Origin of the sequence: Acinetobacter sp. YH12138 (assembly GCF_015218525.1) — a bacterium.
GTDB classification, from domain to species: domain Bacteria; phylum Pseudomonadota; class Gammaproteobacteria; order Pseudomonadales; family Moraxellaceae; genus Acinetobacter; species Acinetobacter amyesii.
The window spans coordinates 857,858-880,020 of the sequence record NZ_CP048670.1 but is presented as its reverse complement, the minus strand read 5'-3'; the positions used below and the strand labels follow the sequence as shown (position 1 = coordinate 880,020).

Annotated in this window: 24 protein-coding genes; 11 read left to right on the top strand and 13 right to left on the bottom strand. The window is 40.7% G+C overall.

What is annotated here, in order from left to right:
* Positions 1-338: 338 nt before the first annotated feature.
* The 3 genes from G0029_RS04160 to G0029_RS04150 all read left to right on the top strand — a co-directional run bounded on the left by G0029_RS04160 (position 339) and on the right by G0029_RS04150 (position 1,921).
* A complete protein-coding gene (locus tag G0029_RS04160) occupies positions 339-950 on the top strand; it encodes a DedA family protein (protein ID WP_111885305.1) in 612 nt (203 codons plus the stop codon).
* 20 nt (positions 951-970) lie between these two features.
* Complete coding sequence (locus tag G0029_RS04155; RefSeq protein ID WP_111885304.1) at positions 971-1,381, top strand: ABZJ_00895 family protein; 411 nt, start codon at positions 971-973, stop codon at positions 1,379-1,381.
* 123 nt (positions 1,382-1,504) lie between these two features.
* Positions 1,505-1,921 carry an ABZJ_00895 family protein gene (locus G0029_RS04150; protein ID WP_180107738.1) on the top strand — a complete coding sequence of 139 codons (417 nt, stop codon included), beginning with the start codon at positions 1,505-1,507 and terminating at the stop codon, positions 1,919-1,921.
* Between the two features lie 80 nt (positions 1,922-2,001).
* On the opposite strand, the gene G0029_RS04145 is transcribed toward G0029_RS04150, so the two are convergent.
* Entirely contained in the window at positions 2,002-2,526 is a 525-nt protein-coding gene (locus G0029_RS04145; protein ID WP_180109770.1) for a YecA family protein, read from the bottom strand.
* A 67-nt stretch (positions 2,527-2,593) separates the two neighbouring features.
* Positions 2,594-2,803 carry a PA3496 family putative envelope integrity protein gene (locus tag G0029_RS04140; RefSeq protein ID WP_078191373.1) on the bottom strand — a complete coding sequence of 70 codons (210 nt, stop codon included), beginning with the start codon at positions 2,801-2,803 and terminating at the stop codon, positions 2,594-2,596.
* Positions 2,804-3,202: 399 nt separating this feature from the next.
* On the opposite strand from G0029_RS04140, the gene rpoD reads away from it, so the two are divergent.
* The 6 genes from rpoD to G0029_RS04110 all read left to right on the top strand — a co-directional run bounded on the left by rpoD (position 3,203) and on the right by G0029_RS04110 (position 9,808).
* Complete coding sequence (gene rpoD / locus G0029_RS04135) at positions 3,203-5,092, top strand: RNA polymerase sigma factor RpoD (protein ID WP_078192191.1); 1,890 nt, start codon at positions 3,203-3,205, stop codon at positions 5,090-5,092.
* Positions 5,093-5,219: 127 nt separating this feature from the next.
* Entirely contained in the window at positions 5,220-5,507 is a 288-nt protein-coding gene (locus G0029_RS04130; protein WP_078191448.1) for a YbeD family protein, read from the top strand.
* A gap of 157 nt (positions 5,508-5,664) precedes the next feature.
* Positions 5,665-6,324: a lipoyl(octanoyl) transferase LipB gene (lipB, locus tag G0029_RS04125; RefSeq protein ID WP_180023222.1), complete on the top strand. Its 660-nt coding sequence runs from the start codon at positions 5,665-5,667 to the stop codon at positions 6,322-6,324.
* Between the two features lie 75 nt (positions 6,325-6,399).
* A complete protein-coding gene (locus G0029_RS04120) occupies positions 6,400-6,933 on the top strand; it encodes a hypothetical protein (protein WP_180011534.1) in 534 nt (177 codons plus the stop codon).
* A gap of 3 nt (positions 6,934-6,936) precedes the next feature.
* A complete protein-coding gene (locus tag G0029_RS04115) occupies positions 6,937-8,121 on the top strand; it encodes an iron-containing alcohol dehydrogenase (RefSeq protein ID WP_111885299.1) in 1,185 nt (394 codons plus the stop codon).
* A 265-nt stretch (positions 8,122-8,386) separates the two neighbouring features.
* Entirely contained in the window at positions 8,387-9,808 is a 1,422-nt protein-coding gene (locus tag G0029_RS04110; protein WP_180107736.1) for an APC family permease, read from the top strand.
* Between the two features lie 119 nt (positions 9,809-9,927).
* Here the strand turns inward: G0029_RS04110 and G0029_RS04105 are convergent, their stop codons facing one another.
* The 3 genes from G0029_RS04105 to G0029_RS04095 all read right to left on the bottom strand — a co-directional run bounded on the left by G0029_RS04105 (position 9,928) and on the right by G0029_RS04095 (position 12,630).
* The gene (locus tag G0029_RS04105) at positions 9,928-10,572 is read right to left on the bottom strand and encodes a hypothetical protein (RefSeq protein WP_180109769.1); all 645 of its coding nucleotides are present in this window, start codon (positions 10,570-10,572) and stop codon (positions 9,928-9,930) included.
* The gene (locus tag G0029_RS04100; protein WP_180034460.1) at positions 10,559-11,362 is read right to left on the bottom strand and encodes a DUF6502 family protein; all 804 of its coding nucleotides are present in this window, start codon (positions 11,360-11,362) and stop codon (positions 10,559-10,561) included. The genes G0029_RS04105 and G0029_RS04100 overlap by 14 nt, the downstream gene beginning before the upstream one ends.
* Positions 11,363-11,433: 71 nt before the next feature.
* Entirely contained in the window at positions 11,434-12,630 is a 1,197-nt protein-coding gene (locus G0029_RS04095; RefSeq protein ID WP_180107734.1) for a cupin-like domain-containing protein, read from the bottom strand.
* Between the two features lie 152 nt (positions 12,631-12,782).
* Here G0029_RS04095 and G0029_RS04090 point away from each other — a divergent pair, with 152 nt between their 5' ends.
* Positions 12,783-13,178, top strand: coding sequence for a hypothetical protein (locus tag G0029_RS04090; protein ID WP_180107733.1), 396 nt, complete (start codon positions 12,783-12,785; stop codon positions 13,176-13,178).
* Positions 13,179-13,248: 70 nt separating this feature from the next.
* On the top strand, positions 13,249-14,904 hold the full coding sequence (locus G0029_RS04085) for a PT dipeptide repeat lipoprotein (protein WP_180107732.1): 1,656 nt from the start codon (positions 13,249-13,251) through the stop codon (positions 14,902-14,904).
* Between the two features lie 92 nt (positions 14,905-14,996).
* Here the strand turns inward: G0029_RS04085 and G0029_RS04080 are convergent, their stop codons facing one another.
* The 8 genes from G0029_RS04080 to G0029_RS18410 form a co-directional block, all read right to left on the bottom strand.
* Positions 14,997-15,497, bottom strand: a complete 501-nt coding sequence (locus G0029_RS04080; RefSeq protein ID WP_218948048.1) for a hypothetical protein — start codon at positions 15,495-15,497, stop codon at positions 14,997-14,999.
* A 168-nt stretch (positions 15,498-15,665) separates the two neighbouring features.
* Complete coding sequence (locus G0029_RS04075; protein ID WP_111885295.1) at positions 15,666-16,145, bottom strand: tRNA (cytidine(34)-2'-O)-methyltransferase; 480 nt, start codon at positions 16,143-16,145, stop codon at positions 15,666-15,668.
* Positions 16,146-16,403: 258 nt separating this feature from the next.
* The gene (gene cysG / locus G0029_RS04070; RefSeq protein ID WP_180107731.1) at positions 16,404-17,804 is read right to left on the bottom strand and encodes a siroheme synthase CysG; all 1,401 of its coding nucleotides are present in this window, start codon (positions 17,802-17,804) and stop codon (positions 16,404-16,406) included.
* A 73-nt stretch (positions 17,805-17,877) separates the two neighbouring features.
* On the bottom strand, positions 17,878-19,149 hold the full coding sequence (serS, locus tag G0029_RS04065) for a serine--tRNA ligase (RefSeq protein WP_180007573.1): 1,272 nt from the start codon (positions 19,147-19,149) through the stop codon (positions 17,878-17,880).
* Between the two features lie 117 nt (positions 19,150-19,266).
* Positions 19,267-20,058: an RsiV family protein gene (locus tag G0029_RS04060; RefSeq protein WP_180107730.1), complete on the bottom strand. Its 792-nt coding sequence runs from the start codon at positions 20,056-20,058 to the stop codon at positions 19,267-19,269.
* A 161-nt stretch (positions 20,059-20,219) separates the two neighbouring features.
* On the bottom strand, positions 20,220-20,915 hold the full coding sequence (lolA, locus tag G0029_RS04055; protein WP_111885313.1) for an outer membrane lipoprotein chaperone LolA: 696 nt from the start codon (positions 20,913-20,915) through the stop codon (positions 20,220-20,222).
* A gap of 232 nt (positions 20,916-21,147) precedes the next feature.
* A complete protein-coding gene (locus tag G0029_RS04050) occupies positions 21,148-21,567 on the bottom strand; it encodes a YadA-like family protein (RefSeq protein ID WP_265088147.1) in 420 nt (139 codons plus the stop codon).
* A complete protein-coding gene (locus G0029_RS18410; protein WP_180107729.1) occupies positions 21,534-22,112 on the bottom strand; it encodes a hypothetical protein in 579 nt (192 codons plus the stop codon). Before G0029_RS18410 ends, G0029_RS04050 begins: the two co-directional genes overlap by 34 nt.
* Between the last annotated feature and the right edge of the window lie 51 nt (positions 22,113-22,163).

Sequence of the window (22,163 nt, the reverse complement as noted above, 5' to 3'; positions counted from 1 at the left end):
ATTGCAACTTTGTCCTACGCTGTTCAGTACATAAAACGATTTTTAAAGCTGCTAAAGCTCCGACATCAAAATAAAATCCAAACTGAACAGCGTACACTCAATACTATAAAAACTATGATCCAAGCCTTTCAATTATTCAACCTTATATCATTCAGCATTGCTTAATGCCATCACGTATTCATACTTTTCCTTCTAATTCAGCCTACGTGCTACTTAATACAAGATGAAATCAATATTTGTTGTTTTACTTAGGTGGTTTCAGGAATATTTAAAACGGAACTTTACCCACTGCGCTTTTCAACATAGGATAAATACACCTTTTCTCTGCCTTAGCTACCATGACTTTAACTGAATGGATCATTTCAATCATGGAACAATTGGGTTATCTCGGTATTGCCCTGCTCATGTTTCTTGACAATGTCTTCCCCCCAATCCCCTCTGAAATCATTATGCCCTCGGCTGGCTATTCTGCCTCCCAAGGTCAACTACTCCTCATTGGTGTCATTATTTCAGGTTGTGTCGGTTCTTTACTGGCGGCTGCATTGCTATATTGGATTGGTTATAAATTTAAGCATGAATCCATCTTTCACTTCGTCGATCGCTATGGAAAGTATTTATTTATCAAATCGGCAGATGTAAAAAAATCTCTAGCATGGTTTGAGCAATACGGTCACCGCATTGTATTTTTTGGCCGAATGATTCCAGCTGTGCGTTCTCTCATTAGTATTCCTGCTGGAATGAGCCGCATGCCATTTTGGAAGTTTATGTTTTATAGTGGTTTAGGTACGATTATTTGGACCACTTTTTTAGCTTGTATGGGTTTTTATTTAGGTGAAAATCAGCAGTTAATGCAGCAAATATTTAGTAAAGTTGGCCATGTGATTATTCTAATCACAGTCATCATTATTGCTTGGATTTTGTACCGTCGACATCAACGTCGACCTCGTTAATTTTTTGTTTTGGGGCTTAAATGAAACACTATCTCCTACACTTTGCTGCTGTTTATAGCATCGCCTTGGTGCTTTTGATTACCGTATTAATTTTTGGATTAAATCTTGGTGGTATTACATTAATTCCTACATTGGTGGCATGTGCATTAATCAGCGTTGGGCATTTTGTAAAGAAAGAACAACGCGTGCCTAGCAACCATGAAAAGATTCAACTGGTTTGGGGCTCCAGTGCCGTTGCAATCATCATTGGGAGCTTTTTTGTGCTGTTCTTGGTGCTAATGAATCCCAATGCCGAAAGCATTATGAAGTCTGTAGATCATGCAGGCATCGGGCTAACTGCTGTGGTTATGCTTTGTTTGGTCGCCATTCATGGCACAATATTTCATATTGCCTATGGTTGGTATGCAGACTACTGCGCTAAAAAATTATAAATTTTTTTAAATTATTCCGTTAGAATTTGAATCAATACCCTTCACTAAAACTTAAAATTCAGTGAAGAAACTTCGGGTAAGTTATACTCTCCCTTTATATAACGAAAATATGAACATTGAATAATGAAAAAATACATCATCACATTTAGCATTGCTTATGCCGTCGCCATGGTTGCTGTCGCAGCCATCGAATCTTTCTTTGATTTACCTAGTGGTTCATCTATTACCTGTCTCATCGTGGGCGGTCTTGCTGTAGCATCTAGCTTTGTTAAAGACCATCAGCGAGTGCCAAATAAGTTAGAAAAGCGAACTTTGATTTGGAGCTGTATTTTAGCTTCGGTTCTCATCAGTGTCGTTGCTACAGTCATTTGTCTCTTGATCTTCCCTGAAACCCAAGCCTTTATTCAAATGGCGCTAACGCAATTACCCGCTTGGGTCTGGCTGCTTGCTATCAGCTTTACTTTATTCATCCATTATCTCATGTTGGCTTTATCTTTTGGATGGATGGCAAAGAGCTTCTTAAAAGCCAAACGTAGTTAAGCCTTTAGACTAACTTTGAATTGAAAAGGTATAGCGCTAAAAAAAGCACCCCAAGGTGCTTTTTTTAAATTTCGTCGAAATTAATTTGGTGTGTGATACATCAAATATAATTCGTTTAAATTGGTTGGGATTTCTTCTGCAAGTTCATCCATCAACTGACCATTACGACGGAAAGATTCCATTTGTGGATCTTCTACATCAATGCCGCTGAACACCATGATTGGCAAAGTTAAATCTACCAATTGTTCTTCAAACTCGTCGGTGAACCATGCATCTTCGTTTAGGAACATGGCATCAACGAAGCCAACACTCCAGTCACCAAGACTTGATTCAACATCGGCTTCTTCAATTTCAAAGGGAAATTCAATACCATCTTCATTGGCAAGATTCTGACGAATCGATTCGAGCCATGCTTTTACTTGTGCAATAATTTCAGCAGGTACTTTTTTCTGATTGTTATCAAAAAGTTCGTCTAGCCATTTATCAAAAGCTGGGCCTACTGCAATTGCACATAAAAAACCATGAGTCGCTGCAAAATCTAGACCATGCTCGTTGTCATCGCCGTCTAGATAGTCACTCAAAAGGTCTAAATCTAAAGCACTCATTTCAAATCCAGAGTTAGAAACTTAATGCGTAAGCATAGCATTTTCAAGCGCTATGCTAAATCGCTATTTAGTCTTCTTCGTCATCAAAATCATCGTCATCGTCGATGTCGTAATCAAAATCTTTAAGCTCACGTTCAAGACGGCGCTGAGCCAGAAGGTCATCAATAAGTCGGCGCTTTTCTAACGATTCTTTCGCGCTAGTTTTTGCACTGGCCTCATCGAAATTCACATCATCATCACCGTAGTTATCATCTAGTTCAAAATCTGTAGAAGACACCAAAACTACCTCATAATGAAAAAAATTGAAGGGGTCTAGCCGCTATTTATATGGGATATAAAATATTGTCAAGTTTTATTTGTTTTTTTAACAACTAAACTTTAAAAATAGGTCTTTTTTTCTTACCAAAACCTGTGGCATGATATAATCCACCCTGCGTCCTTCATTTTTATGACAGTCAAAGATGACTCGTAAAATAATCGATGCATGGGATGAACTTGAAAACAACAATTTCAGCCCCACCTAAATTACTGAATTTAAATTTTTAATATCTCATTGGACAGCTTGATGCTGTACCGTCCTAATGGGATAAGCCAGCTATTAACAAGATTTAATGAGACGATCGTGCTAAAATGCACGGTTTTTTACTGCCACAGATTCAACGAAGAGTAAGCAAAGATGAGCGATATGACTTCCCCTACTTCTCAAGTAGCGGCTCTGATTAGCCGAGGCAAAGAGCAAGGTTACCTAACTTTCGCCGAGGTTAACGATCATCTCCCGGACTCAATCACTGAAAGTGAACAGATTGAAGACATCATTCAGATGTTGAATGACGTGGGTATTCCGGTACATGATCGTGCACCAGAAACTGACGATACAATGTTTGAAGGTGGCAGCGAAGCGACTGACGAAGTTGCTGAAGAAGAAGCCGCTGCTGTACTTGCATCTGTTGAAAATGAACCCGGTCGTACCACTGACCCTGTGCGTATGTATATGCGCGAAATGGGTACAGTTGAGCTTTTGACACGTGAAGGCGAAATTAGCATTGCAAAACGCATCGAAGAAGGTATTCGTGACGTTTTACATTCTATTGCTTATTGGCCAAATGCAGTCGAAGTTGTATTGCAAGAATATAAAGATTATGAAGCGGGTGAACGCCGTTTAGCTGATATTCTTTCTGGTTATTTAGATCCAGAATCTGACGAAGCCATCCCAGAAGTGATCGACGAAGATGATTCTGAGATCGATGAAGATGAAGCGTCAACCAACAAGCCAACTAAAGATGTCAAACTTGATGATGACGATGAAGAAGAAGAGTCTGAAGGTGATGATGATTCTGAAGGCGAATCTGGTCCAGATCCTGAAATTGCTAAAGCACGTTTCACTGAGCTTGAACAAGCATGGTTAGTCACTAAAGCTGCAATTGAAAAACATGGTCGTAACAGTAAAGAAGCTGCTGCTGCACTTGAAGCACTTGCAACTGTGTTCATGATGTTCAAATTCACACCACGTTTATTCGACATCATCTCTGATTTGATTCGTAATACCCATGACCAAATCCGTACTTCTGAACGTGAAGTTATGCGCTATGCAGTACGTCGTGGTCGTATGGACCGTACTCAATTCCGTACGTCATTCCCAGGCCAAGAGTCTAACTTTGCTTGGTTAGATGAACAAATTGCTAAAGCACCTGCAGAAATGAAAGGCTATCTTGAAAAAGTCCGCCCTGACGTTCTGGCATTCCAACAAAAAATCGCTGACATCGAGAAAGAACTTGGTTTAGATGTTAAAGGCATCAAAGACATTTCTAAACGTATGTCGATTGGTGAAGCGAAAGCTCGCCGTGCGAAAAAGGAAATGGTTGAAGCTAACTTACGTTTGGTAATTTCGATTGCGAAAAAATACACCAACCGTGGTTTGCAATTCCTCGACTTGATCCAAGAAGGTAACATTGGCTTGATGAAAGCGGTGGATAAATTCGAGTATCGTCGTGGTTATAAATTCTCTACTTATGCAACTTGGTGGATTCGTCAGGCGATTACGCGTTCAATTGCCGACCAAGCACGTACTATTCGTATTCCAGTACATATGATCGAAACCATTAACAAGATTAACCGTGTATCTCGCCAACTTCTTCAAGAAATGGGTCGTGAACCGACACCAGAAGAATTAGGTGAACGTCTAGAAATGGACGAAGTGAAAGTTCGTAAAGTGCTTAAAATCGCGAAAGAACCAATTTCAATGGAAACACCAATTGGTGATGATGAAGATTCGCATCTTGGTGACTTCATTGAAGACGGTAATATCACCTCTCCTATTGACGCTGCAACGTCAGAAGGCTTAAAAGAAGCAACACGTGAAGTTCTTGAAAACTTGACTGAACGTGAAGCGAAAGTCTTGAAAATGCGTTTTGGTATCGATATGCCAACCGACCATACCTTGGAAGAAGTGGGCAAACAGTTTGACGTAACACGTGAACGTATTCGTCAGATTGAAGCGAAAGCATTACGTAAACTTCGCCATCCATCACGTTCAGAGCATTTGCGTTCATTCCTTGAGAATGATTAACCTATAACTAGGACAATGCAGGCTTGAATATGGGGTTTTCCGCCCCATATTATGAGCATGTAGCAAATGATTCCAAATACCTGCTCATTGCAGGTATTTTTAAATAATGAGGTGTCCCATGACTGATATGACTAATCGCGCTCCTTCACGTGAATTGCAAGAGCATCTTTGGGTCTTCCCTATGGACTACCCTATTAAATTGATTGGTAATGCAGGTGAAGAACTTCGCCTTGCAGTGAATGAAATTTTTGTTAAACATTTTCCTGATTTTGATGGCAGTAAAATGACTGTGACTCCATCTCGTACAGGTAAATATCATTCAATTACTGCTCAATTACGTTTCGAAGAGTTAGAACAAGTACATGCGGTCTATGCGGATTTAGCAGCTTGTAAACACATTCGTACCGCGCTGTAATTCAGTTGATTTAAATAAAAAAGCACGCTTTAGGGCGTGTTTTTTATGTCTAAGTATAATAGTAATACCCTCAAGTAATTCAGTATTTAACCCCCCTTTTGTACGTCTAATTCATTATAATCCATACATGAATTTGATAGAAAAGGACACGAAATACGTGACTGAAACTGTTCAAAAACCCGAATTAATCATTCGTCAATATAACCACCTTACCCCTTATGCAGACCGCTTTTTAGAGATGAAAACTCTCACCGAACAGCGAGATGAATACTCACCCGATGAGCTGTGGATATTGCAACATCCCGATGTATTAACTCAGGGGCAAGCTGGCAAACCTGAACATATTTTGGTGCAAAGTAACATCCCTGTGGTACAAACAGACCGTGGTGGACAAGTCACTTGGCATGGACCGGGTCAGTTGGTCGCTTATTTCATGTTTGACTTAAATCGCTTAGGTTGGAACGTGCGTACGCTGGTTTCCTATGCAGAAAACTTGATGATCGAACTGCTGAAAAAGTACGGCATCGACGCTTATGCCAAGCCTGATGCACCCGGTGTTTATGTTGCAGAACGCAAAATTGGTTCTCTCGGTTTTAAAATTCGTAAAGGCCGCAGTTATCACGGTTTGGCACTGAATATCGATTGTGATCTATTTGGTTTTCATACCATTAATCCATGTGGCTATGCTGGATTAGAAATGGTTCGTATACAAGATTTGGTGCAAGATTACCCTAAATTTGAAAACTTATGCGTCGATATCATTGATACTTTGAAAAACAGTGGTTACTTTAAAGACGTAACAGTCAAACAACTATAAAAGACTTTGCTTTCTCAAATAAAATAATTTAGAGTAAAAGCTCTAAATTAATAATTATAGATAAGGGATGTACACGTGATTGCAACTAAATCCGTTAAACCCGCGCTCCAGCAGGCCTATGTCAAACTCATGATGGATGTGATTGGCAGAGGTCTGGTCATGGCGAGCCAGGTCGATGAAGAAATTAAACAAGAAGTTGCTAAATTTCCAGTTAATTTTATTTTATCTATGAATGTTTTTCCTAATGGTGCTGCATTTGTCGCGCAAGTCACGGAAGACCATCAACTCAAACTCCTCACACCCGGCACTCAAAAGCCTGACTTAACCATTACGTTTAAGCATTTGAATCATGCCTTTTTGGTCTTCTCATTTCAAGAAAGTACCGCACAAGCCTTTGCCAATGACCGCATGATCGCCGATGGTGATTTGTCTTATGCCATCCGACTGGTGCGTTGTCTCAACAAAATGGAAGCGTTAATTTTACCTAAATTGGTGGCTGAATTGGCTGTCAAAGAATATCCAACACATTTAAGCCTAAAAGAAAAACTGAGCGGTGCTGCAAATATTTATTTAAAAGTAGCCCAGTCTTATTTAAAACGGAGCGCATAACACATGGCTAAACCATATTACGAATTTTTCTGTCCTGTAAAAGTGATTGCTGGCCATGCTGCTTTAGAACACATTCCATTCGAACTGTCTACTTTGGGTGCTAAACGCCCCATGATCATTACTGACAAAGGCGTTCGCAGTAATCAATTACTTGCACCGATTGAAGCGGCATTTGAAAGTACCGAGACGGTGATTGGCTATATTTTTGATGATGTTCCGCCAGACTCAAGTCTAGAAACCGTACGTAAAGCGGCTCAACTTTACCGCGACAACCAATGTGATGCCATTATTGCCGTCGGTGGCGGTTCAGTGATTGATACCTCTAAAGCAACCAACATCTTGGTATCTGAAGGTGGTGATGACTTACTGAAATACTCAGGTGCGCACAACTTACCAAAACCTTTAAAACCATTTTTTGTGATTCCAACAACCTCAGGGACAGGTTCAGAAGTGACTATGGTCGCTGTGGTTTCTGACCCTGAAAAGAATGTTAAAATGGCTTTTGCATCGAATTATTTGATGCCACATGCAGCAATTCTTGACCCACGTATGACGCAAACTTTGCCGCCTCATCTTACAGCAATGACAGCGATGGATGCGATGACGCATGCCATTGAAGCCTATACGTGCATGGCGGCGAACCCGATTTCAGATGCCTATGCAACTGCCGCAATCAAGAAAATTAGCAATAGCTTATTTGGTGTATTAGATAATACCAGCGATGCACATGGGCGCTTAGAACTTGCACAAGCCTCTACGATGGCAGGAATTGCATTTTCGAACTCAATGGTCGGTTTAGTGCATTCATTAGGTCATGCGCTGGGTGCAGTCGCTCACCTGCCCCACGGCTTATGCATGAACTTATTCTTGCCGTATGTGTTGGAATACAACAAAGAAGTGAATGGCGATAAGATTGCTGAATTGCTATTACCACTGGCTGGTCCTGATATTTATGCACAAACACCGGCCAACCTCCGCGCTGAAAAAGCTATTTCAACGCTTTTAGCCATGCGTGACCGCTTGTTTAGTTTGACCAAATTACCACGTACTTTGAGTGAAACAGGTAAAGTGACTGAAGCTCAATTAGATGAAGTGGCAGAGAAAGCACTGAATGATGGATCGATTATTTATAATCCTAAAGAAGCCAGCTTAGAAGACCTCAAAACTATTCTAAAAAAAGCTTGGTAATTGCTGAAAAATAAGCGAATATAGCGAAAAATTAAGCCTGATGTTTTTTTAAACATCGGGCTTTTCACTTGCAGAACGCAATATCAGTTATTTTTTAATCAAACTGGCATAATTTCTGCTAAAAATAATTTCAAAGTTACTGACAAAATGTACCAATTTGGAGTAGATTGGCGCACTTTTGTTTTAAAACGTAGGGGGGATCGTTCGTCTCAAACGATCCTTAGAATATGACTGATCCTTGATCAACGATAAGAGGATAACGCCGTTGACAAATTACTCTGGGACTCAATCTGCAGCTAAACTGAAAAAAAATCTTGTGCTGTGGCATATCATCATTATTGGTCTGGCATATATTCAGCCTCTAACCTTATTTGATACTTTTGGCTTGGTATCAGACGGAAGTCAAGGACATGTCCCAACTTCTTATATTTTTGCACTTGTGGCCATTCTTTTAACATCAATCAGTTATGGACATATGATCCGCCGCTATCCATCATCGGGTTCGGCGTATACCTATGCTCAAAAATCCATTCACCCAAACGTTGGCTTCATGGTTGGCTGGTCATCTTGGCTAGATTATTTACTTTCACCTCTCGTCAACATTATCTTGGCAGATATTTATCTAAGAGCCTTATTCCCAGATGTAAATAACTGGATTTGGGTAATTGGATTGACTGTAATTATGACGGTCATCAATTTATTTGGTTCACGTTTTGTCGCTCGCTTTAACAGTACTATAGTGTTCGTACAGTTAGGGGTAATCTTCTACTTTGTTTATGAAGTTTACTTACTCCTTACCCAAGGTGTTTATGCAGATGGCACTTTAAATCCAGATAAAGCTGGACTTTGGTCACTTACTCCTTTTTGGAATGAAATGACCACGATTGGTGCTTTAATTGGCGGTGCGACAATTTTGTGTTTTTCTTTCACAGGTTTTGACGCATTATCATCACTTGCGGAAGAAACCAAAGATGCTGAAAAAACCTTGCCTAAAGCAATTTTCTCAACCGCATTAATTGCCGGCATTATATTTATTGTCAGCACATATTTTATCCAGCTATTTTTCCCTAGCAATGCAAATTTGTATTTTAATCCATTGGATGAATCACAACCGGTAATGCTGGAAGCGCTTGGCAACACAACAATTTTAACCGCAATTACTGGTATTGCATTCAAAAATCTAGTGCTCTATTTTGCAGTTATCGCCGTTCTTGCTTCAGGTATTTCGGCACATGCGGGTGTATCACGCTTAATGTATGTCATGGGCCGTGATGGTGTGATTAACAAAAAGATTTTTGGTCATATTAGCCCTAAACTCCACACACCAACTTATAATATTTTAATTGTTGGTGTAGTTGCACTTACTGCGGGTTTCCTTGATCTTGAGCATATTGTTAACCTAATCAGCTTTGGTGCATTAACTGCATTCAGTTTTGTCAATTTTTCTGTAATTTCACGTTATGCATTACGTGATGGAAGAACTAAATCATTAAAGGAAATCATTAACTATGTGATTATTCCTACACTTGGTTTTGCCAGTGTATTCCTAATGTGGTTAGAAATTGATGAGATGGCACTTAAACTAGGACTAGCTTGGGCTGTTATTGGTGTTGGTTATTTAGCATACAAAACCAAAGGTTTTAAACACCCTGCGCCGCAACATAACGAATTTGATGATAAATTCTAATCAAGTTTATCTCTAAACAAAAAAGGCGCTTAAAGCGCCTTTTTTTATGTTGTATTTTATTGATTCAGATGCAGCGGTTCAGCAGGCTGCACATACTTCCCTGCATGATTTGCACCTGATCATTTCAATGTCAGGCTTATCGGCAACAGCAGCGGTTCACACTGTTCTGCTGGCTGTCCCGGCACACTCATTTTCAGCTTGCTGTGCACACTCCAATTGCCTTGCATAGCTGTATCCAGACTGTAATTCAGCCTAAAACTGCGTATTTCATCCGAAGCCAGCAGCTCTGTTTTCATTGCGCTGCATTCGCGCGCCGGAAAATACTGCACATCCGCAGCGACATTCTGCAGCATTAGCGGCACATCGCAATGCGGATATTCAATTTCCACAGCGGACGCATTGGCGTTTTCCAAAGTCAGCTGCACTGTGACCGGCACAATGCCGTCTTTATCAAAGTTCACAGGGATCACTGAATTTTGAAATACCGCGGTATCGGATGCGGTATTGATGAACTGCAATTCACGAATCACTAAATTGCAGGAATCTACCGCTGATGCTCCCAATGACAGATTCAGCTTATAATCTGAATCCGCTACTTTATCTGTTTTATCCTCACCGGCATTTCCCATGCCCGGCACGGTCGGCTTGCCGTTGCCTGTCCCTTCTAAGCTGACGCCTCCTGCGCCAAATAAATCCCCGCATCCTGACATTGCTGCGAAAAGCATGCAAATACTGAACAGCTTGAGCGACTTACTCACGGTCATGCTGATAAACTCCAAATCTGAAGGCTTGTGTCGCATCAGGCTTTCCTTCATCTATAGCGCATCTTTCCGATGCTATTTTTAATAAGCGCAATGAATATTCTTGCCATAATTTCAGGCTTTCATTATGTAAAATTTTAATTGATTCTTCAGTTAATTCATCTGCGCAAATTGCCTGTTCCAGATAAGTATCACCTGTATTTTGAAACAAATTATGTAAGCCTGAAGCCAAATGCGCGCTCAAATTAGCTGTCAAAATTTTCCGGGCTTCCTGCAATGAGGGGTCAGGAATAAACTGGCCTTTTTGCAGCGATACATTCTCTGCTTGCTCAGTGACGACCCCTAAACGGATCAGTTCATTCAAGACAGAACGCGGGTGGCGTTCTGTAGATACCCGTTTCACCAGATGTTCAAAGCTGTTTTCGGTTTCGCTGTAAAACGGCAAAGTCTCTTTCCAGCCTTCAGCCAGCCATAGGCCAACAACTCTGGACGGCACGCTGATCGGTTCTGAGACCGGCGCTTCAGTCAGCGCCTTACCCGCCTGTACAGTCTGCTTATAAGCGGTGACATCTTTACGGTGCAGGCCAGACAGCAAACTGATCGCTGAAATTGTCGGTTTTTGCTCAATGCGCGCCAGTTCCAGCTCTGCCTGTTCATAAAATATCGGCTTCAATGCAGCAGTAAACTCCGTATAGCCCACACCTGAACGAATGAGCCATTCACTTAAATAGCCCATTAAAAGCAGCACTTGCTGTAAATTGAATTGGGCATCGTCTAGCGGCAGTTTAGTCATGCAATTAGCCAACAAATAAAGAAATACTCTGTAGATGAAATTTTCGCATTATTTGATCTTCTTCACAATTTTCATCTGATGAGATCTTGAGGATATTCAGTAAAAAAATGATTATTTACATTAAAATGCGTAAATGAAACACTGATCGATATATCTAAACTTTCAACACTATGCCACCAGCCAATTGGGATAAATAAGGTTTCTCCAGGTTGCAAAATGCACTCAAATGGCGTCACTTTTTCTAACAATGGATAGTCTGCTAGATCAGCCTTTGCGACGTCTGAAACCTGACTGAATACCCAATGATCGTTATACATATACGGCATTTGCCATGCAGGAATCAAAGTCACTTTTTTACGTCCATAGATTTGTGCCAACATATTATTGGTTAAGTCATAATGCAGTGGTGTAAATGTGCCTGCAGGGCCAAACCATAAAAAATGTCGATTTTTGATCTCTTTTTGACAATAAGCTTTGGCGAAGTCACCTAGATCTTCACTAATCTTTTGCATAAATTGCTTATTTTGAGCGGCGTTATTCGCAGTTAAATAAATGTCATTGCTGTGCTTAGTGGCTTTAATTTGTGCGACAAAATCTTGCATCAAAATAATACGTTTCAATTGTACCGATTTTTTTTCAAAATCTTGATGCTGCTCACGATGCATCTGGACTTCAACCAACTCATTTTCAAAATGCTGTGCAAAATAATCAGGACTCCATTTATGCAGTGCAGGCCAATGTTGTATCCCACCTTTTAAAATGACTGGTCGCATCTGGCTATAATACCGCTCTATAAATGTTTCAAAATCAGGTGTTTCTATGCAATCGATTGTAGATGGAATGTGGTCGTTCAATTGATTCAATTGACCCATCACCTGTAATAGCCAACGCTGTTTATTCTGCTGTTGCTGTACTTGCTTCAGTTTTTTAAAAATTACGTTATTGTTTACACGCTTTAAAAACTGAATGATCAAATGATTTGAAATATTTTTTTGCTTAATTTTTTCTAAAATTTCATCTGTATCTAAGCCCTCAAGACTGTAGTCCAAAAGTTCATTTTGCAGCTGTTCTGAAAGTTGGTCTGCATCAGAAAATAAGTATTGATCCGCCCTTGGGCTTAATCCATGTGATTGTAAAATTAGACTTATTTTCTGTACATCGCAACCATTTTCAATATTTTCATTCAACCAATTTTGCCATTCCGTCGGTAAGGACTGATACCAATTTTTACTTTGCTTTAGATGTTCACTCTGGCTTTCTACATTCATTTTCACTACTCCACCCTCTTTACAAGTGAAGTATAAATGATCTATTTTAAAAATGCTAAATTTTCGCATTTTATAATTATTTAAACACCGCGAATGTTATGAATCCGTCAGATATCACGCGGAATGACATAACAAAGTAAAGGAGAAAGTTCATGAAAATTCGTCATTTAGTCATCGTTAGCAGTCTGTCTTTAGCTTCAATACCGGTATATGCAGGTTTTTCCGATACCATGCGTGATTTAAGAAATACGCTGAATCAATTTAATGAAACATCCAAAGAAGTATCGAATACCGCAAAAGAATGGACAGGTAGTCGGGCCACGACTAATTCAAATTATGCTGCAAATGGTTTCAGTATGGGACAGCAACTCAGACCTAAAATTAATAATCTACCGCTTTATCAAACTGCCGATAAATCGAGCCAAGTCATTAATAAACTGTCAAAAAATGCAGATATTATTTTTGCGGGAAACATGACTAAAACAGGTTTGATAGAAGTCACTACAGAACATGGCAATGGCTGGATTGAATCACACCTTGTTCAATAAATCTTGATTTTAAATGTTTATACAACCGCATCAGCCGTACATAACAACTTTACTCTATTGAGCACTAGTCATGAATAATAATCACAAAATCAGCATTATCGCTGCTGTATTTACGACATTGGTGGGCTGTGGTGGATCAAGCTCCAATGATGGTGGCGCGACACCTACACCTACACCTACACCTACACCTACACCTACACCTACACCTACACCTACACCTACACCTACACCTACACCTACACCTACGCCAACGCCAACGCCAACGCCAACGCCAACGCCAACGCCAACGCCAACGCCAACGCCAACGCCAACGCCAACGCCAACGCCAACAACTGTAGCGGATAAATTCACAGGAGAATGGATTCAAGGGAATTCTGCCCTCGGTAACAATAATTGCGATTTACCACAAATTTCAATTCATAAAACCAGTGAAAACTCAGTCAGTGCAGTGAACGAAGAACTAAAATATGCGGTACACAATAGTTCAAGTAAAACTTGCAGCGGTGAATTTATTTCCAAACGCTATCAATTACTTCATGACATGGTCATGAGTGAAATACAGCCGGCTGCGACACTAAATAACTTTGAATATCATTCGATTAAGTTTCAACCAGTCAGAGGTGGCGCGACGAGCAATCGTGTCTTAACTTTTTTAAATAATCATTCTTTCTGTGTGATTAACGCGACGATTTCAAATCCAAGCTATATTATCATGCAACGAGGTCTAATTACCGACCCACTCAAGGACAGCCGCTGCTATACAAAAAATTCCAATGAATTCTTCACCAATTTAAAACCGAAAACCAAAATCACAACTGCAGATTTTAAGTCTGAGAATTTTATTAATACCACCGACACAGTAAACTTCTTGGCTCAGCTCAATACAATGGGACAAAGCGGTTATAAGTTAATTGGCTATGATTCTAAAACTTTGGACAATGGTAATGTTAATAGCTACATGAAACTTGCCAATGAAAATACGCGTTTCAATCATATTGTGGCAGACCGTACAGCACCCTCTATCGCTGACATATATTTTACATGGCGTAATCAGTTAAATGAAAAAGGTAAATCAGGCTATCAATACCTGCATAGCGTCAGACCAACCAATGCCCTGAATTTCAAAGATTATTTTATTAAGAAGGAAAATGATACCGCGACATATACTTACGACAGCGGCTATGTTTCCCCGCTCGTAGACCCAGTGCAACTGGAAACTATGCTCAATACACTGGGTGCCCAAGGCTGCCGTATTATTCAATTCAAAAGCTATTACACAGGTTTTCGTCCTGAAATTCTGAACGGCAATCAAAACAGTCCTAAAGTTGCAACCTGTATAAATAGCAGCGCACACCATGGCACTTACAGCTATCGCTATAAAACTTACCCAACCGGCAGCAATAGTGTAGAGCGCAGCTTAAAATTACAGGAGATGATCGATGAGCAAGCAAAAGACGGTTACCGCTTAGTCAGCCGTGCTTTAGATATGAGTTCAACCACCAAAAACGGCATGCTGTTTATGAAAGACAGCGAAAACACTAATGTCGGTGAGTTTAAAGTCTTTAGTGAAACTGTCTTTGCAACGTCGACATTTAACGACGTCTTACTGAAACGTCTTCAGCAGCAAGGTCAACTCGGTTGGTTATACACCAGTGGTCAACTGCTGTTTGCAAATAATCCAAAACATCTACAAACAGAACTGAGTGACTTTAATTTAATTGATTAATTCATGAGGTATCTCGAGCTTTTCCATGTCCTTTATTTTTTACATCAAGGACATGGATCATTCACATAAATCAAAGCAGTGATAAAAATCACTTATTTTAAGCGGCAATTAAAACCCATCTTGGTATCAACGATATTATTTTCATAACCTAAGCTTTGAATAAATTGGTTGCGGTCTGATATTTGTTTTTGATCCGCTTGACTCAATCTTGCTTTATTTTTTTGTGCCAACCCATAGGTTTCATTCACTAAACCCTGATAGATCCCGCAAACTTCCTGACGCTTGGACTTTTTCAATTGACGACCACCATACCATGAACGTTCAAAATCGTCGGCTTTTAGTGTTTTTCCCCATTCCTCAATACGCTGATTTTGTCTTTGCTGCATTTCCAGCATGCCCTGCTGGATTTCAGCCTTAGTAAAAGGCTTGATCACCTCAACCTTCGGTACAACTGGAACATTTTCTGTAGTTGCAGTGACGGTCACTGGTGTCTGTTCTGTTGTGTTCGATACGGTTGGATTAGCCCAACTCATTGATGAAATGAATCCGGTCGCAATCACGACACCAAAAGCTTTTAAATTTATAGATTTCAAGTTTTAAGTACCCGTTTTATTTCTTCACAGTGTTCTTATACACATTTTTATATTGATGCTGAAGTTTTTAAGCCCTTATTTTACAAAACTTCATTGCTGTAAACGGTTCACTGTGTTCACTCCCAATAAAAAACCGCTCGATAGAGCGGCTTTTTGAACAGATCACACTTAGACCAATTCTTTAAAGTCTTGCTGACGCCAAGCTTCATATAAAATCACAGCAGTAGCATTAGACAAGTTTAAACTGCGTGAATTAGGTGCCATCGGCAGGCGAATCCAATGTTCTTTCGGGAACATCATACGGACATCTTCCGGCAAACCACGTGTTTCTGGCCCCATCAACAGTGCCACAGGACGATTTAAATTAGAGGTATGCGGTGTTTCAAAACCTTTGGTGGTTAATGGATAAATGGCATCCATCTCAATACCTTGTGCTTTTAAGCCCGCAAGGCATTCTTCAAAGTTTTCCCACACTTTCATGTGTGCCCACTCATGATAATCCAAACCGGCGCGGCGGAGTTTTTTATCATCCAGCTCAAAACCTAATGGCTTGACCAAATGCAACTGCGCTCCAGTATTGGCACATAAACGAATGATATTCCCTGTATTTGCAGGAATTTCTGGCTCGTATAAAACAACATGGATCACAGTTTTTTTCTCTACTCTTTAGTTAAATAATGGCTTAAAGCTCAGGCTATAGTTTCTATAGCTGTAGCATAAGTTTAGATGGTACAACAAGCGCTTGCTTATCTACATTGCTTAGCTTTCGCTTTACACGAGGACAATCCACTTACTCATATCCTTTGTACTTAGCTTTCGCCTTGCAATTGGACAATACAATAACTTGCTTATCCTCTTTGCTCAGGCATAGCCTTCGCCTTGCGCTCGGGCAACGCGTTGCGTTGCTTACCCTCGCTCATGCCATTGAAGTTGTTCACGCAGACTCACCACATCACCAATAATGGTCAATGTAGGCGCCTGAATTTGGTATTCACTGACTTTAGATGCAATATCTGCCAATGTCCCAACCACGACTTTTTGTTCAGGTGTCGTCCCTTTAGAAACCAATGCGACAGGCATGTCTGGACGCTGCCCGTGCGCGATGAGTTTCTCACAAATTTTTTCTAGACCGACCAAGCCCATATACAGCACGAGCGTTTGATTTTGATAAACCAACTCATTCCAAGGTAGCTCAGGTGAACCTTCTTTGAGATGCCCTGTCAAGAAGCGTACACTTTGCGCATAATCTCGATGCGTTAAAGGAATCCCTGCATAAGCCGAACATCCAGAGGCAGCAGTAATTCCCGGAACGACTTGGAAGGCAACGCCTGCCGCAAAGAGTTCCTGAATTTCTTCACCGCCGCGGCCAAAGATGAACGGATCTCCGCCTTTTAAGCGGCAAACGCGTTTTCCTTCACTTGCATATTTCACTAGTAAGGCATTGATGCCTTCTTGCGGAACAGCATGATTGGATCGTGCCTTACCTACGTAGATTTTCTCTGCATCACGGCGGCAGAGGTCCATAATCGGCTGAGAGACCAAACGGTCATAGATCACCACATCCGCTTGCTGCATTAAACGCAGGGCTTTTAAGGTCAGCAGTTCAGGATCACCCGGCCCTGCACCCACCAAATACACCTCACCTTTCGGCTGTTTCCATTCCAATAAGGCCTGTTCAATCAAACGATTGGCTTCAGTGAAATTGTCATTGAATACCTGCTCTTTGAGCGGGCTTGCATACAAGTCTTCCCAAAAAATACGGCGTTCATCTGGATTGACGATTTTGGCTTTAACGGCTGCGCGCCATTGGCCTGAGAACTCAGCCAGTTTGCCCATGCCATGCGGAATCGAGCTTTCTAACTGGGTGCGTATTTGGCGCGAGAGTACTGGCGATGTGCCATTAGATGCAACGGAGATGACCAGTGGAGAACGGTCAATGATCGCAGGAACCATAAAACGACAATGCGGCGGATCATCAACACTATTAACCAAGACATTTTCAGCTTCGCAGGCTTCAAAAACCGCCTGATTGACCGCTTTGTCATTGGTTGCTGCAATCACTAAACGAAACTGACGCAGCGCAATGGCATTTTCTCGATAAACCGATTCGTGATAAATCGAGTTGAGATATTGACCTTGGGTTTTATTAACCAAGGTCAATAAATCATCTTCAATTTCGGGTGAGCAAACTGTCAGCTGAGCGCCCGCTTTTGCAAGCAGCACAGCCTTTCGATATGCAATTCGACCACCACCAACAATCAGACAAGGTTGCTGCTGCAACTTCAAAGAGATTGGAAAGATATCCACACACGACCTCAATAGTTTAAATCTGATTGTCTTAAGCAATTTTTGTGCACAAATGTATGCACTTTATCGACTATTAATCGATAAATTCAGCACCGCCCATATATGGACGAAGTACTGCTGGAATTTCAATTGAACCGTCTGCACGTTGATAGTTTTCCATCACGGCAAGTAAAGTACGACCAACTGCCAAACCTGAACCATTTAGCGTGTGTACAAACTCAGTTTTCTTTTGGTCAGCACGGTAACGCGCTTTCATACGGCGTGCTTGGAAGTCACCCATGCATGAGCAAGATGAAATTTCACGGTAGGTATTTTGACTTGGCACCCAAACTTCTAAATCATAAGTTTTGATTGCACCAAAGCCCATGTCTCCGCCACACAGAACGACTTTACGGTATGGTAAGCCTAATGCTTGAAGAATACCTTCGGCATGACCCGTTAATTCTTCCAAAGCATCCATCGAAGTTTCAGGTTTTACAATCTGAACCATTTCTACTTTGTCAAATTGGTGTTGACGGATCAAACCGCGTGTATCACGGCCATACGAACCCGCTTCACTACGGAAACATGGCGTATGCGCTGCATATTTTAATGGCAAACGTTCTGGGTCAATGATTTCATCACGCACGAAGTTAGTTACAGGCACTTCTGCAGTCGGGATCAGGTAGTATTCTTTTTCGCCTTGAAGTTTGAATAAATCCTCTTCAAATTTAGGCAATTGGCCTGTACCACGTAAAGAATCTGCATTAACTAAATAAGGTACATACGCTTCTGTATAGCCATTTTCCAAGGTATGTGTATTTAACATAAATTGGGTAATTGCACGCTGTAAACGTGCCAATGGGCCTTTGAGTACGCTAAAACGAGTACCTGTCAATTTGGTTGCGGTTTCAAATTCTAAACCGCCCATCATTTCACCCAAGTCAGTATGGTCTTTGATCTCAAAATCAAACTGACGTGGTGTACCCCATTTTAAAACTTCAACATTGTCGTTTTCGTCTTTACCTTCTGGCACAGACTCATGAGGTAAATTTGGAATCGATAAAGATTTGGCTTCAAGTTCAGCCTGAAGCTCAGAAAGTGCAACTTCTGCAGCTTTAATTTCATCACCAATAGCAGACATACGTGCCATGATTTCAGATGCATCACCGCCAGCTTTTTTAATTTGACCAACTTGTTTTGCACCAGCATTACGTTCAGCTTGTAACGACTCAGTTTTAGACTGAATTTCCTTACGGCGAGCTTCAAGGTCTGCCCACTCTGCTACGTTAAGTTGAACACCACGTTTTGCTAAGGCTAAGTTTACAGCCTCAATATTATTTCTGAGTAATTTCGGGTCGATCATAGCCAATCTTAAGTAAAGAAAAAAACTGGCTATAGTGTAAGCTCTTAACACTCAAAAATACAGTGACCGAGCTTACAGCTGCCCCTTATTAGACCAATAATCTTGCTTCAAATTGTCTTATTTGGTGTCGTAATTTGGCAAACTTGGTAAATATTCAGGTTTAAATAGTCCTTTAGCCGTAAAATATGGAAGTTTTAGCTCAGGCATGCCCTCTGCATAACTCGCCAATTCATACAGTGGATAAGCAAATACAATCCCGTTCGCACCATAATAAAAATTATCGCTTAACTGAAGTTTTGAACGTTCAATATCATGACTATCTAACCACATATAGTTGGCATCAAAAAGTGCGCTAATCACTTTCGCATCTGCACCTTTGACCAAGACATCTTGTAAAGCCAAACGTTTTTTGGCTTTTAAATCAAAATTGACATATTCAACATGGGACATACCATGAGCCGCATGCGCTGCGTAGGTATAGCTTTCAATCGCAAAAGTTGCGATATGTCCCCACTGACTAATATATCGAACAGAAGTGGTACTTTGACTTAGGCCTGCATCCGTCTTGTCTGATAAATCGATTTTTTGATTCGGCTCAGTTGAAAATGCAATCGGGTCTGCTTTTTTAATCCGATCAGTAAAATATTGATTAATCCAATCAACATTGGTTTCAACTGTTTGAATCCTATATTGGGTACAGCCTTCCGCATCGCAAGCCTGTGCTTTTGGTAATTGCATCTCGACAGATTTAGATTGAATAAGTGGAATCGCATCAGCGACGACCGCTGGCTTCTGTTCCGTTGTTTCACCTTCAACAGGTTCATTTCGAGGATGGCAGGCCGTTAATGACCCGATTAAAACCACAGCTGAAACAGCCCAAGCTATATTATTCATATGATTTTTTTTCATCCCAAAATTCCCTATAGCAACAGTCAAAACCACAAGTCACTTCATTTAAGCAAACTGTGAATATCAGCATACTACTAAATTTCTCTTATATTCAGCTTGCTGGCTTTACATTTCTCCATAAAAAAAGCAGACGGATGTCTGCTTTTTTTCGATTATGAGAATTATTGATCAATAATGTCCGTACCTTTTGGAGGTACAAAATTAAAGGTTGACGCTGGAATAGACGCATTCACCTTCACATTATTGAAACGTACATGGGTTGTTTGACCTAATGAGTCTTGGAGAATCATTAAAGTCGGCGCATTTTTCGCACCAAAACTAATGGTTAAGCTTTGAAACACACCATCATCACTTTTTGGATATAAAGTGTAATAAGTTTTGGTCTTATTCGGCTGTGTAATACGATAAGACTTCATGATTTGAGCAGTATTACCTGACAATAATAATGCAGGCGTATTCGCAACTTGGTCATCTAAGCTTTGGCGTACTGCTTGTTGTAGGTCTGGGTCATAGATCCAAACTGTTTTACCTGTGGTCGCAATAGTTTGCTTAGATGGGCTGGTTGTTTCCCAATAGAATTTACCCGGGCGCTGAACTTTCATGACCCCAGTAAAAGTCTGGTTCATATGCTGCGCACTTAAACCTTTCTTTTGAGTTGCTTTGGGGTTAGTCACTTTTGTAGTTTGCTGAAAGTTAGCAGTAAAACTTTTAATACCCGATAATTGTTTCACCAAATTGGCAGTTGCCTGCTGCTCCGACGCTGCAACTGGTGCCGCGAATACTGTCGTACTCATAACCGGTGCCAGTGTCGCTGCACCTAATGCCATAGCACAGATGGTTTTACGAAGCATTTTCATAGATTCACCTTTTATATTTGCATCAACGCAATTTGTTAGATGGCTCCATCTTAAACCACTTTCATTGACTAAATTTAGAGAAAATAAGAAGTTTTGTATGGTTATTAATGCAAATTGCTGTTTTTTATTCATCATGATGGAGAAATATAAAATAAAAAGACACTTGATTTGATTCAAATGCCTTTCAAATAGTTAAACAACGATTTAGCAATTTTAATAATCCAATATTGAGTTATTTCCATTGCCAACCGAGCAATGCACCAGCGCCAAAGTCACCTTCAGAGTTCCCTGTTGCAGCCAATTTATACACATATTTATTGCTCTCAGTTACTCCACTAAAACCTACTGCATAGCCTTGTGAACCTTCCCAAGTCCCCATACCTACGCTAAACATGTTATATCCAGCATCTGTGGGTTGCGGTAAGGAGGCGATTGCAATACTTGAAGCAACAGCACCGTAAACATTATCTTTAAATTTATTGAAATTATGATTCAATTCATTCACACGTTGATTGGTATAACTATTGGCTTGGTTGAGTACATTTGCCCCATGCTGATCTGTATATGCTTTTGAACTATTTAACACTACTAGATCTGCTTGACGCATTTGTTTCACGTTTACCGCATCGGTGTCTGCCGTACCAGCTGCCACATGGATAATTTGCCGCTCTGCACCAGCCGAGCCAACGGAAACCGTATTATTGCAGAGCTTGAACCATTGCCAAGTACAATAGCATTATTTGCCGATGTGTTGATATTGTTACCAATCACATAGGTATTATTACCTGTGACTGTATTATTTGAACCTACTGCACCAGATCCATCACCACTGACTGTATTGTTTACACCGAGGGCAATAGACTGATTACCATCAGCTTTGTTACCTGCACCGACTGCAATCGCATCTTGTCCATTCGCAGTTGGTTTAGGTGCTGTATTGGCAACGTTTGATTGTATTTTAATGTACGGATCTGTTCCTTTTAAGCTCAATAACCAGTTCACTTCAGTACCTACAAATCCATTTTTTATCGTAAGTTCATATGCACTGAAACCATTTTCACCAGTTAGTCCTTGTGCGCCAACTGCACCACGTAGACTTTCTGACCATTGGTCTTCATTGCCTTCATAACCATTGCTCACCGCAACTTGATAAGCACCTGCACCATCTAGACCATTGCTGCCATTCAGACCGTTCAACCCATCCTTACCATCGATGCCGTCTCGGCCATTGAGTCCATCTTTACCAGT